Raw genomic sequence first — 12,652 nt, 5'->3', positions numbered from 1 at the left:
CATTATTCGATGATCGCCAGATCCGTCGAAAAACGTTTCCAGTTCTCGATGTATTTTTCCGCCGAGCGGCGAATGCCCGCCACGGTGTCCTCATCCAGCGTGCGGATGGCCCGCGCGGGTGAGCCGACAATCAGCGAATTATCCGGAAATTCCTTGCCCTCCGTCACCAGCGCGTTGGCGCCGACGAGGCAATTGTGGCCGATCTTTGCGCCGTTCAAAATCGTCGCACCCATGCCGATCAGCGAATTGTCGCCGATGCTGCAGCCGTGGACGATGGCGTGGTGGCCGATGGTGCACATGTCGCCGATAACAGCGGCAAAACCGGGATCGCTGTGCACCATCACACCCTCCTGAATATTGGTACCGCGCCCGACGCTGATCGGCTCGTTATCGCCGCGCAGCGTCGCGCCGAACCAGATGCCGACATCCTCGCCAAGCGTCACCGAACCGATGACATTGGCATCGGGAGCAATCCAGTAACGATCAGGGGCGGGGGTCTGTGGTACCCGGTCGGCAAGGCGGTAAAGCGGCATGGCGGTGTCCTCCCTTTGCGTTTCCTGCCGATCAGGCGATTTTGACCGAGAGCGTGCCGACACCATCGACGCCACACTCGATCCTGTCACCACGCACAATGGGGCCGACGCCCGCCGGCGTGCCGGTCATGATCACATCCCCGGCGGCAAGGGTGAACAGCTTGGAAAGCTCGGCAATCACTTCCGGCACCTTCCAGATCATCTGGGCGAGATCGCCCGTCTGCTTGCGTTCGCCGTTGACATCGAGCCAGATCGCGCCGGTAGCGGGATGGCCGATTTTATCGGCGGGAACGATGGCAGAGACTGGTGCGGAATGTTCAAACGCCTTGGCGCCTTCCCATGAGCGCCCCATTTTCTTCAACCCATCCTGCAGGTCGCGGCGGGTCATGTCGATGCCGACGGCGTAACCCCAGACGTGGTTCAGCGCTTCCGACGCCGGAATATCCGCGCCGCCGCTCTTCAGGACGACGACGCACTCGACTTCGTAATGCACGTTGGAGGATAGCGGCGGGTAGGGGAAATCATTACCTGCTGGCAGCAGATTGTCCGGGTTCTTCTGGAAATAAAAGGGCGGTTCACGCGAGGGATCGTGGCCCATCTCGATGGCGTGATCGGCATAATTGCGGCCGACGCAGTAGACCCGCCGCACGGGGAACATGTCGTCCGTGCCTTCGACGGGCAGCAGAACGGGTTTCGGAGCGGGGATGACGGTGGCGGCCATGGGGATTTCCTGTCGTCTCTTGAAGCTGCAAGTCTTGTCCCGCGATTCCGGGGCGATTTCCAGTTCAAAATGACCTTGCCTGCAAAACTGGCTTTTTACGGTCCTTTGTTGTAGAAGCCGGCGCAAAGAGGTTTATCCATGTACAGACAAGCGCTTGCCAGCGGCGAAAAAATCTTCGCCGTGGCCCCGATGATCGATTGGACCGATACGAGGTGCAGATTTCTGCATCGGCAACTGTCGAAGCGCGCTTTGCTGTTCACCGAGATGATCGTTGCCGACGCTATCATCCATGGCCAGCGCGAGAAGTTGCTCGGTTACCACCCGCAGGAACATCCCGTTGCGCTGCAGCTCGGCGGATCGAATCCCGCCAAGCTTGCCGAGGCGGTGCGGATTGCCGGTGACTACGGTTATGACGAGATCAATCTCAATGTCGGCTGTCCTTCGGACCGGGTGCAATCCGGCACCTTCGGCGCCTGCCTGATGCGCGAGCCTGAAGTGGTGGCGCAATGTATTTCGGCTATGAAAGCGGTTGCGGCTGTTCCGGTTACGGTCAAATGCCGCATCGGCGTTGATGACCAGGAGCCCGAAACGGTGCTGCCGGATTTTCTGGCGCGGGTCGTGGCGGCCGGTGCGGATGCGGTCTGGGTCCATGCGCGAAAAGCCTGGCTGCAGGGGCTTTCGCCGAAGGAAAACCGCGAGGTGCCGCCGCTTGATTACGATCTCGTCTACCGCATGAAGCGGGACAATCCTGACGTCTTCATCGGCATCAATGGTGGCATCGCCGATCTCGATCAGGCGGGTGAGCACCTGAAATACGTGGATGGCGTGATGCTCGGCAGGGCCGCCTATCACAACACCTCGATCCTTGCCGATGTCGATCATCGTATCCATGGCGAGGAAGCCCTCCAATATGACTGGATGGCTTTGCGGGACACGATGATGGCTTATGCTGCCGATTATATTGCCACAGGTGGACGTCTCAATCACGTTACCCGCCACATGGTCGGCCTGTTTCAGGGCATGCCGGGCGCGCGCCGTTTCCGGCAAATCCTCTCCAGCGATGCCACCAGGCCGGGAGCGGGGCCGGAGGTGATCGAGGCAGCTTTCGCCGCCATCGATTTCAACCCGATGAAAGAACTGGCCGGCTGAGACGCCTCAGACCGCTTTTTGCAGTTCCTGCGCACCCACGGGCGCATTGATCTTGCCGCCGGTGATGAAGAAGGCAAAGACGTCGCGCTGGGTCTTTTCGACCTTCCGCCCGGGCGCGGTCAGCGGCAGGTCATCAGGCACGCCGCCCGCCGCATAGGTCTTGAGCCGTTTGGCCCAGTCGCTGATCCCGGTCTGCGGATAACAGGTCTTGATATCGTCCTCGCCCTTCTGCAGACGGCAATAGACGAAGTCGGCGGTCACATCCGGCAGCATCGGATAATCGTGATGATCGGCGCAGACGACGGCGACCTTGTATTTGGCGATGAGATCGATGAATTCCGGTACCTGAAATGTCTCGTTGCGCACCTCGACCACATGCCGCAGGGAAATGCCGTCCTGTTTTTCCGGCAGCAGCGCCAGAAAAGCGCCGAAATCATCCGCATCGAATTTCTTCGTGGGCGCGAACTGCCAGAGGATCGGGCCAAGATGAGACCCGAGTTCCGTCAGACCCTGCGTCAGGAACTTCGTCATGGATTCACCGGCTTCGGCCAGAACCCTGCGATTGGTGACGAAGCGGCTCGCCTTTAGCGAGAAGATGAAGTCGTCGGGGACTTCGGAAGCCCACTTGGCGAAAGTTTCCGGCTTCTGACTGCTGTAATAGGTGCCGTTCACCTCTATTGCCGTCAATTGCCGGCTGGCATGTTCGAGCTGACGTTTCTTCGTCAGTTTTTCCGGATAAAACGTGCCTTCCCAGGGCTCGAAAGTCCAGCCGCCGATACCCGTGCGGATTGTTCCTGATGTCGACATATGCTGTTCCTCCACAGGCTTTTGGCCTTTTGAACCTTTGCCAAAGCTGCGGATTACTCCGCAGCCTCGCGTTTCCCGGCCGGCCGGCGGTCGAGAAGTTCCTTCAGGAAGTGGCCGGTATAAGAGCGCTCGACCTTGACGATGTCTTCCGGCGTGCCGGTTGCCACCACTTCGCCGCCGCCCGTGCCACCTTCGGGGCCGATATCGATGATCCAGTCGGCCGTCTTGATGACTTCGAGATTGTGTTCGATCACCACGACGGAATTGCCCTGTTCCACCAGCGCATGCAGCATTTCCAGTAGCTTGTTGACGTCGTGGAAATGCAGGCCCGTCGTCGGTTCGTCGAGGATATAGAGCGTACGGCCCGTCGAGCGCTTCGACAGTTCCTTGGCGAGTTTGACGCGCTGCGCTTCACCGCCTGAGAGCGTGTTGGCCTGCTGGCCGACCTTGATGTAACCGAGGCCGACATCGAACAGCGATTGCAGCTTGTCGCGGACCGCCGGCACCGCGGCGAAGAACTCCACGCCTTCTTCGACCGTCATGTCCAGCACGTCGGCGATGGATTTGCCCTTGAAGGTAACATCCAGTGTCTCGCGATTATAACGCTTGCCGTGGCAGACGTCGCAGGTGACATAAACGTCGGGCAGGAAGTGCATCTCGATCTTGATGACGCCGTCGCCCTGGCAGGCCTCACAGCGGCCGCCCTTGACGTTGAAGGAGAAACGGCCCGGCGCGTAACCCCGCGCCTTGGCTTCCGGCAGGCCGGCGAACCAGTCACGGATCGGCGTGAAGGCGCCGGTATAGGTGGCGGGATTGGAGCGCGGCGTGCGGCCGATCGGCGACTGGTCGATATCGATCACCTTGTCGATGAATTCGAAACCGTCGATGCGATCATGTTCGGCCGGGATTTCGCGCGCGCCCATCACCCGGCGCGCCGCCGATTTGTAAAGCGTCTCGATCAGGAAGGTGGACTTGCCACCACCTGATACGCCGGTTACCGCGGTGAAAACGCCGAGCGGCACGGCAGCCGTGACATTCTGGAGGTTGTTACCACGGGCGCCAAAAACCTTGATCTCGCGACCCTTTTTCGGCTTGCGGCGTTCGGCTGGCACGGCAACGCCGAGTTCGCCGGAGAGATATTTGCCGGTCAGTGACTTCGGATTGGCCATCACGTCCTGCGGCGTGCCTTCCGCGATCACCTGACCACCGTGAATGCCGGCGGCCGGACCGATATCGACCACATAATCCGCCGTCAGGATGGCGTCCTCGTCATGTTCGACAACGATGACGGTATTGCCGATATCGCGCAGGTGTTTCAGTGTCTCGAGCAGGCGGGCATTGTCACGCTGGTGCAGGCCGATCGAAGGCTCATCCAGAACGTAAAGAACGCCTGTCAGGCCCGAGCCGATTTGTGAGGCCAGACGGATGCGCTGGCTTTCGCCGCCGGACAGCGTGCCGGAATTGCGTGACAGGCTAAGATAATCCAGCCCGACGTCGTTGAGGAACCGCAGGCGTTCGCGGATTTCCTTGAGGATACGGACTGCGATTTCATTCTGCTTGGCGTTGAGATTTTCCGGCAGCACCTCGAACCAGTCGCGTGCCTTGCGGATCGACATCTGGGTGACTTCGCCGATATGCAGCTTGTTGATCTTGACGGCGAGCGCTTCCGGCTTCAGGCGATAACCGGCGCAGGCCGGGCAGGGGGCTGCCGACATGTAACGCTCGATTTCCTCCCGCGCCCAGGCGCTGTCGGTCTCTTTCCAGCGGCGCTCCAGATTGGGCACGATGCCTTCGAAGTTCTTCACCGTCTTGTAGGAGCGGGCGCCATCCTGATAGTTGAATTCGATCTTGTCGTCGGTACCCTGAAGAATGGCGTGCTGCGCCTCCTTGGAAAGATCCGTCCATTTGCTGGACAGTTTAAAACCGAAGGCCTTGCCGAGCGCTTCCAGCGTCTGGTTGTAATAGGGCGAGGAAGACTTTGCCCAGGGGGCGATGGCGCCGTCGCGCAGCGTGCGCGCCGGCTCCGGAACGATCAGGTTTTCATCCACCTTCTGCTGCGAGCCGAGGCCATCGCAGCTGGGGCAGGCGCCGAAGGGGTTGTTGAAGGAGAATAAACGCGGCTCGATTTCCGGGATGGTGAAGCCGGAAACGGGGCAGGCGAATTTTTCCGAAAACAGCACACGTTCGTGGGTCTCGTTAAGAGACTTGTTGGCAGAGCCGCCGGCGGCGGTGTCTTCAGGTGGCAACGGCTTGTCGGCGAATTCGGCGATAGCCAGCCCGTCTGCGAGCTTGAGGCAGGTTTCGAGACTGTCGGCGAGGCGCGCGGCCATATCCGGGCGCACCACCGCACGGTCGACCACCACGTCGATATCGTGTTTGTATTTCTTGTCGAGGGCAGGAACGTCGGCGATCTCGTAGAACTGGCCATCCACCTTGACGCGCTGGAAGCCCTTCTTCATCAGCTCGGCCAGTTCCTTCTTGTACTCGCCTTTACGGCCACGCACGATCGGCGCGAGGATATAAAGACGCGTACCTTCCTCGAAAGCGAGGATACGGTCGACCATCTGGCTGACTGTCTGGCTTTCGATCGGCAGGCCGGTAGCAGGTGAGTAGGGCACCCCGACACGCGCGAACAGCAAGCGCATATAGTCGTAAATCTCGGTGACCGTGCCAACCGTGGAGCGCGGATTGCGCGAGGTTGTCTTCTGCTCGATGGAAATGGCCGGAGACAGACCGTCAATCTGGTCGACATCCGGCTTCTGCATCATTTCCAGGAACTGGCGCGCATAGGCCGAAAGGCTTTCGACATAACGGCGCTGCCCCTCGGCATAGATCGTGTCGAAGGCAAGCGACGACTTGCCCGAGCCGGAAAGCCCGGTCATGACAATCAGCTTGTTGCGCGGTAGATCCAGATCGATGCCCTTGAGATTGTGCTCGCGGGCGCCACGGATGGAAATCGTCTTCAGTTCACTCATGACAAGGCTCGGACAAAAATAACACACTTGCTGGCAGCGCGTCCTTATGTAGTGACGCAGCCGGAGGTGTCGAGGTCTATTTCCTATCGGGCGCAGCTTTTCGGAATGCTTGACTCGAAATCTGCGATTTAATAGAACAAAAAAGGAACGAATTGCAAGCGCGAATGTCTGCTCCCACAGCTTAAGATTATTCTTTGTGGATAGTTCCCTGCCTGCGGTGCCCTTTGCGGGCGGTGGTGGTTATTGTGTGCGGGATTTTTTGAAATGCAATTGCCGGTCATGAAGGCTGGCGGACAGGATGACGAGATGGCTGGTAGCGTAAACAAGGTAATTCTGATCGGGAATGTCGGCGCCGATCCCGAAATCCGCCGGACGCAGGATGGCCGCCCCATCGCCAACCTGCGTATCGCCACCTCGGAAACCTGGCGCGACCGCAACAGCGGTGAGCGCAAGGAAAAGACCGAATGGCACACCGTCGTGGTTTTCAACGAAGGCCTGTGCAAGGTCGTCGAACAATATGTCAAGAAGGGCGCCAAGCTCTATATTGAAGGCCAGCTGCAGACGCGCAAATGGCAGGACCAGACCGGCAACGACCGCTACTCCACCGAAATCGTGCTGCAGGGCTTCAACTCCACGCTGACGATGCTCGACGGTCGCGGTGAAGGCGGTGGTGGTCGCAGCGGTGGCGGCGATTTCGGCGGTGGCAATGATTATGGCAGCGGCGGCGGTTACGACCAGCAGTCCTCGCCGCGCGGCGGCTCATCCCGTGGCGGCGGCCAGCCTTCCGGTGGCTTCTCCAACGATATGGATGACGATATTCCGTTCTGAGGCTGATACTGTCGACACTGCCGCAAGTCAGAATTTTGTGGTTTTTTCGATGTATTGATATCATCATCGGGCTGACAGGAGATTTGAGACATGGCGAACATGACCTTTTCCTTGCCAGACCCGATGAAAGACTGGATCGAAAGCCGTATCCAGAAGGGCGAATACGCCAGCGCCAGTGACTATGTGCGGGATCTCGTACGACGTGACTGGGCCCGGCGAGGGCAGGATTTCAGCATTGACGAGCTTCGCCAAATCGTTGCGGAGTCCCGCGCCAGTGGTGTCGGGTCCCGCAGCATGGATGATTTGTTCGCGGAAGCTGAACGTGTAGCGACAGCCCACGGTGTCATGCGTGAATAATTATCGGTTGAGCACGCAAGCCGAAAACGAAATTCTCGACATCTTCCTCTATGGTATTGAACGGTTCGGATTGAATCAGGCACGTCTGTACAAAGACGGCATGGAAAGCTGTTTCCAGTTGCTTGGCAATAATCCACGTATGGGACGTTCAGCCACGATTGTTGGAGAAGGCATACGTAGACACGAACATGGAAGCCATGTCATTTTTTATGAAACTGACGGTTCCGGCGTGCTCATTCTCACCATTGTCCATGGTCGGAGCATCCGCCGCTTAAAGCTTTGACGGCTTCCGACGGCAGGTTGTTCTTGGCTCCAAGGAAAGGCTCAGGCCGCCACCTTGTCCGCCAGCATCGCAACCATGACATCGGATTGCGACACGATTCCCACCATCTTTCCTTTCGCGTCGATGACCGGCAGGTAATGCAGACCTTCCTCAGCAAAACGGATGATGGCTTCCTCGATTGAAGTCTCCGGCAGCACGGTTTTCACCGGCGAGGTCATGATGTCCTTGACGGTATCGTTGGGGGCGCTTGCGCCAGACAGAATGAGGCGCAGCCGCTGCAGGAAGCCGATGGAGGGACGGCCGTTTCTCCAGCTCGCCTTTTCCAGGAAATCCGTCTGGGTGACGATGCCGACGATTTCGGCCTTGTCGTTGGTGACGGGCAGCGCCTTGAAATGGTGGTTATGCATCAGCGCATGGGCGTGGCGCAGGCTATCATCGGGGGCGACACCGATCACATCCCGGGACATGACACTGGCGCAATCGAGATGCAGCGCGCGGCGGCGGTAAGAGCGCAGTTCGGTCTTGCGCAGGATGGTCTCGAGCTCGTCCCGGTCGATATCGAGAACCTCGTCATATTCCTTCAGCACCTCGTCGAGATCGGTCGAAGAAAAACCGATCTTCTGGATGGGCGTGGGATCGGTCGTGCCGTGGGCGGCCTTTCCAGGCTTCAGGCCGTGTGGATAGGCGCGGCCGGTGGCATTGTTATAGAGGAGTGCCAGGGCCAAAAGGATCAGCGAGTTTCCGGCGACCGGCCAGAGCAGGAAGCCATAACCAAGGCTGTGCACGACGGGACCGCCGAGAACGGCCGTCAGCGCGACGGCACCGCTTGGCGGATGCAGGCAGCGCAGCGCCATCATCGCGGCGATCGCAAAGCTGATGGCGAGCGCGCTGGCGAGGAATGGATCCTGCACCAGCAGCGCCACGGTTACACCCACGAAAGCCGATACCAGATTGCCGCACAGGATCGACCAGGGCTGGGCCAGCGGGCTGGAGGGCACGGCGAATAAAAGCACGGCCGAGGCGCCCATCGGCGCGATCATGGCGGGCAGGGTGGGATCGAAACGCAGAGCAAAACTGCCGAGAAGGCCAGTCAGCAGAATGCCGAAAAAGGCGCCGGTCGCGGTGCGTAGCCTTTCCCTGTTGCTGACAGGTGCGGCATCCGGGATGAGGCGGCGCAGCGTGGAACGCATGATGACAACTTTCGAATTCGGAAAAGATGCGCGTCTTTTAGCCGAAATGGCAGCCGGATTTAAAGGACGGATTTTCCTGGGTTATCGCCGCATGCGGGATTTTGTTGCGCAGACATGCGATCATAGCGGAGATCAGAAATCGAAGGCCGACTTTATGCCGTCGACCACGAATTGTACCGAGAGTGCTGCCAACAGCACGCCGAGCAGCCGGGTGAGGATGGCGCGGCCGGTATTGCCGAGAAAACGGTCCATGCGTTCCGAGACGATCAGCGCGGCATAAACGAGGGCCATGGCGAAAGCGAGGATCAGGATGAGCACCACCATCTCGACGGTGGTTTTCATTGAGCCGGCAAGCAGCACGGTGGCGGAAATGGCGCCCGGCCCGGCGATTAGCGGCAGGGCCAGCGGAAAGACCGCCAGATTATGCAGATGATCCTTGGTGATGGCGATTTCCGAGGTCTTTTCCTTGCGCTCCTGGCGTTTCTCGAAAATCATCTCGAAGGAAATCCAGAACAGCAGAAGGCCACCGGCGATGCGGAAGGCACCGAGCGAAATGCCGAGCAGGTTGAGAATGGCGAGACCGAAGAGCGCGAAGACGGCGAGAATGCCAAAGGCGATGATGGAGCCGCGCAACGCTACCTGGCTGCGCTGATCGCGCGTCATGCCGACGGTGAGCGCCAGGAAAACGGGGGCGAGACCGGGCGGATCGAGCGTGACCAGAAGTGTGGTAAGCGCGTTGATGAGGGTTTCGCTGCTGGCCATTCTTTCCCCGTCTTATCTGTTTTTACGGCGAAGCCTACGCAACTCGCCGGAACATTGAAAGGGAGCGGCGGTGCTTTTGCCGGGCTAAATCGTGAAAAGCGGCGCTCGTCTTGCAAATGACGCAAAAGCCTGTTCAAAACTCGCCGGGAAATTGGCTTAACGTTGCTGTTTCCGCTATAAAAATCCATCCGATTCTTAACAGAGAATGTGATCCGTTTTGACTGACCAGAGCCCCCCCGGCGGCGGAAAACTTCCGCCAGGCATTGAACCGATTTCCATCATGGAGGAAATGCAGCGGTCGTATCTCGATTACGCCATGAGCGTCATCGTGTCCCGCGCGCTTCCCGATGTGCGAGACGGCCTGAAGCCGGTTCATCGCCGTATCCTCTACGGCATGTCCGAACTCGGCATCGACTGGAACAAGAAATACGTCAAATGCGCCCGCGTCACCGGTGACGTGATGGGTAAATTCCATCCGCACGGCAATTCGGCGATCTATGACGCGCTGGCGCGTATGGCGCAGGATTGGTCGCTGCGTCTGCCGCTGATTGACGGACAGGGCAATTTCGGCTCCATCGATGGCGATCCGCCGGCGGCCGAACGTTACACCGAATGCCGTCTCGAAAAGGCCGCGCATTCTCTGCTCGACGATCTCGACAAGGAAACGGTCGATTTCCGCGACAACTATGACGGCACGCTGCAGGAGCCGGTTGTCGTTCCCGCGAAGTTCCCGAACCTTCTGGTCAACGGGGCAGGCGGCATCGCGGTGGGCATGGCCACCAATATTCCGCCGCACAATCTGTCCGAGGTTATCGACGGCTGCGTCGCGCTGATTGAAAATCCGGCGATCGAACTGCCCGAGATGATGCAGATCATTCCCGGACCGGATTTTCCGACCGGCGCGCTGATCATGGGCCGTTCAGGCATCCGCTCGGCTTATGAGACCGGCCGTGGATCGGTCATCATGCGCGGCGTCGCCACCATCGAGCCGATGCGCGGCGACCGCGAACAGATCATCATCACCGAAGTTCCCTATCAGGTGAACAAGGCCTCGATGATCGAAAAGATGGCCGAGCTGGTCAAGGAAAAGCGCATCGAGGGCATTTCCGACCTGCGCGACGAGTCCGACCGCCAGGGTTATCGCGTCGTCATCGAACTGAAGCGCGATGCCAATGCCGAAGTCATCCTGAACCAGCTTTATCGCTACACGCCGCTGCAGACCTCCTTCGGCTGCAACATGGTGGCGCTGAACGGCGGCAAGCCGGAACAGATGACGCTGCTCGACATGCTGCGGGCCTTCGTTTCCTTCCGTGAAGACGTCGTCAGCCGCCGCACCAAGTATCTGCTGCGCAAGGCACGCGACCGCGCGCATGTCTTGGTCGGTCTGGCGATTTCGGTCGCCAATATCGACGAAGTCATCCGCGTCATCCGTCATGCTCCCGATCCGGCTTCGGCCCGCGAGCAGTTGATGACCCGGCGCTGGCCGGCGCAGGATGTGGAAAGCCTGATCCGTCTCATTGACGATCCGCGCCACCGCATCAACGAAGACGGCACCTACAATCTTTCCGAAGAGCAGGCGCGCGCCATTCTCGAATTGCGCCTTGCCCGCCTCACCGCGCTTGGCCGCGATGAGATCGGCGACGAGCTGAACAAGATCGGCGCTGAAATCAGCGAGTATCTGGACATTCTGTCGTCGCGCGTGCGTATCCAGCAGATCGTCAAGGACGAACTTGTTTCGATCCGCGACGAGTTCGGCACGCCGCGCCGGTCGCAGATCGTCGAGGGTGGTCCTGACATGGACGATGAAGACCTCATCGCCCGCGAGGATATGGTCGTTACCGTTTCGCATCTCGGTTACATCAAGCGCGTACCGCTGACCACCTACCGGGCGCAGCGCCGCGGCGGCAAGGGCCGTTCCGGCATGGCGACGCGCGACGAGGATTTCGTCAACCGTCTCTTTGTTGCCAATACCCATACGCCGGTGCTGTTTTTCTCCTCGCGTGGCATCGTCTACAAGGAAAAGGTCTGGCGCCTGCCGATCGGTACACCGCAATCCAAGGGCAAGGCCCTCATCAACATGCTGCCGCTGGAGCCCGGCGAACGCATCACCACCATCATGCCGTTGCCCGAGGATGAGACCGCCTGGGAAACGCTGGATGTGATGTTCTCGACGACGCGCGGTACGGTTCGCCGCAACAAGCTCGGCGATTTCGTTCAGGTCAACCGCAATGGCAAGATCGCCATGAAGCTGGACGAGGAGGGCGATGAAATCCTCTCCGTCGAAACCTGTACCGATCGTGACGACGTGTTGCTGACGACAGCGCTCGGCCAGTGCATCCGCTTCCCCGTGGACGATGTGCGCGTCTTTGCCGGCCGCAACTCCGTCGGCGTGCGTGGCATCAACATGGCTGAGGGCGACCGCATCATCTCCATGACCATCGTTGGCCATGTGGAAGCCGAACCGTGGGAACGTGCCGCCTACCTCAAGCGCTCGGCCACCGAGCGCCGTGCCGCTGGCGTGGACGAGGAAGATATCGCACTCGTCGGCGAGGAAGTGACGGAAGAGGGCGAACTCAGCGAAGAGCGTTATCAGGAGCTGAAGGCCCGCGAAGAATTCGTGCTGACGGTTTCCGTGAAGGGCTTCGGCAAACGTTCGTCTTCTTACGACTTCCGCACCTCGGGCCGTGGCGGCAAGGGCATCCGTGCCACCGATACCGCCAAGACCAACGAAATCGGCGAACTCGTCGCTGCCTTCCCGGTGGAAGAGGGCGACCAGATCATGCTGGTTTCCGATGGTGGTCAGCTCATTCGTGTGCCGGTCAACGGCATCCGCATCGCCAGCCGTGCCACCAAGGGCGTCACGATCTTCTCGACCGCCAAGGACGAGAAAGTGGTTTCCGTGGAGCGCATCAACGAGCCTGAGGGCGACGATGAGGCGGAGAACGGCAATGACGACGAGGCGGATGATAATCTGCCGGATGCGCCTGAAGCACCGGAGAGCGAGGCGTAAGCCGCCTCGTTTCTGCTTCGCCAATCAACAGAAAACC

Annotated in this window: 11 protein-coding genes; 5 read left to right on the top strand and 6 right to left on the bottom strand. The window is 59.6% G+C overall.

Annotated features, from left to right (window positions below; genetic code table 11):
- Positions 1-2: 2 nt before the first annotated feature.
- Together ATU_RS07490 and ATU_RS07485 are read right to left on the bottom strand one after the other, a co-directional pair.
- On the bottom strand, positions 3-533 hold the full coding sequence (locus ATU_RS07490; protein ID WP_010971684.1) for a gamma carbonic anhydrase family protein: 531 nt from the start codon (positions 531-533) through the stop codon (positions 3-5).
- A gap of 31 nt (positions 534-564) precedes the next feature.
- Complete coding sequence (locus tag ATU_RS07485; RefSeq protein ID WP_010971683.1) at positions 565-1,254, bottom strand: fumarylacetoacetate hydrolase family protein; 690 nt, start codon at positions 1,252-1,254, stop codon at positions 565-567.
- Positions 1,255-1,392: 138 nt separating this feature from the next.
- On the opposite strand from ATU_RS07485, the gene dusA reads away from it, so the two are divergent.
- Positions 1,393-2,403: a tRNA dihydrouridine(20/20a) synthase DusA gene (dusA, locus tag ATU_RS07480; protein WP_010971682.1), complete on the top strand. Its 1,011-nt coding sequence runs from the start codon at positions 1,393-1,395 to the stop codon at positions 2,401-2,403.
- 6 nt (positions 2,404-2,409) lie between these two features.
- On the opposite strand, the gene ATU_RS07475 is transcribed toward dusA, so the two are convergent.
- Positions 2,410-3,210 carry a DUF72 domain-containing protein gene (locus ATU_RS07475; RefSeq protein WP_010971681.1) on the bottom strand — a complete coding sequence of 267 codons (801 nt, stop codon included), beginning with the start codon at positions 3,208-3,210 and terminating at the stop codon, positions 2,410-2,412.
- Positions 3,211-3,263: 53 nt separating this feature from the next.
- Complete coding sequence (gene uvrA, locus ATU_RS07470) at positions 3,264-6,185, bottom strand: excinuclease ABC subunit UvrA (protein WP_010971680.1); 2,922 nt, start codon at positions 6,183-6,185, stop codon at positions 3,264-3,266.
- 264 nt (positions 6,186-6,449) lie between these two features.
- On the opposite strand from uvrA, the gene ATU_RS07465 reads away from it, so the two are divergent.
- From ATU_RS07465 to ATU_RS07455, 3 genes are all read left to right on the top strand, one after another.
- The gene (locus ATU_RS07465; protein WP_046033543.1) at positions 6,450-7,013 is read left to right on the top strand and encodes a single-stranded DNA-binding protein; all 564 of its coding nucleotides are present in this window, start codon (positions 6,450-6,452) and stop codon (positions 7,011-7,013) included.
- A gap of 90 nt (positions 7,014-7,103) precedes the next feature.
- Positions 7,104-7,370, top strand: a complete 267-nt coding sequence (locus tag ATU_RS07460; protein ID WP_010971678.1) for a type II toxin-antitoxin system ParD family antitoxin — start codon at positions 7,104-7,106, stop codon at positions 7,368-7,370.
- On the top strand, positions 7,363-7,653 hold the full coding sequence (locus ATU_RS07455; protein WP_010971677.1) for a type II toxin-antitoxin system RelE/ParE family toxin: 291 nt from the start codon (positions 7,363-7,365) through the stop codon (positions 7,651-7,653). The genes ATU_RS07460 and ATU_RS07455 overlap by 8 nt, the downstream gene beginning before the upstream one ends.
- A gap of 41 nt (positions 7,654-7,694) precedes the next feature.
- Here ATU_RS07455 and ATU_RS07450 read toward each other — a convergent pair whose 3' ends face one another.
- On the bottom strand, positions 7,695-8,843 hold the full coding sequence (locus ATU_RS07450) for a CBS domain-containing protein (RefSeq protein WP_010971676.1): 1,149 nt from the start codon (positions 8,841-8,843) through the stop codon (positions 7,695-7,697).
- Between the two features lie 132 nt (positions 8,844-8,975).
- Positions 8,976-9,605 carry a MarC family protein gene (locus tag ATU_RS07445; protein ID WP_006316239.1) on the bottom strand — a complete coding sequence of 210 codons (630 nt, stop codon included), beginning with the start codon at positions 9,603-9,605 and terminating at the stop codon, positions 8,976-8,978.
- Between the two features lie 217 nt (positions 9,606-9,822).
- On the opposite strand from ATU_RS07445, the gene gyrA reads away from it, so the two are divergent.
- Positions 9,823-12,615 carry a DNA gyrase subunit A gene (gyrA, locus tag ATU_RS07440; RefSeq protein ID WP_035258824.1) on the top strand — a complete coding sequence of 931 codons (2,793 nt, stop codon included), beginning with the start codon at positions 9,823-9,825 and terminating at the stop codon, positions 12,613-12,615.
- The last annotated feature ends 37 nt before the right edge of the window (positions 12,616-12,652 follow it).

The organism is Agrobacterium fabrum str. C58, assembly GCF_000092025.1.
In the GTDB taxonomy this organism is placed as follows: domain Bacteria; phylum Pseudomonadota; class Alphaproteobacteria; order Rhizobiales; family Rhizobiaceae; genus Agrobacterium; species Agrobacterium fabrum.
Note: the sequence above shows the minus strand (reverse complement) of the source record. Positions and strands in the feature narration are given on the sequence as shown.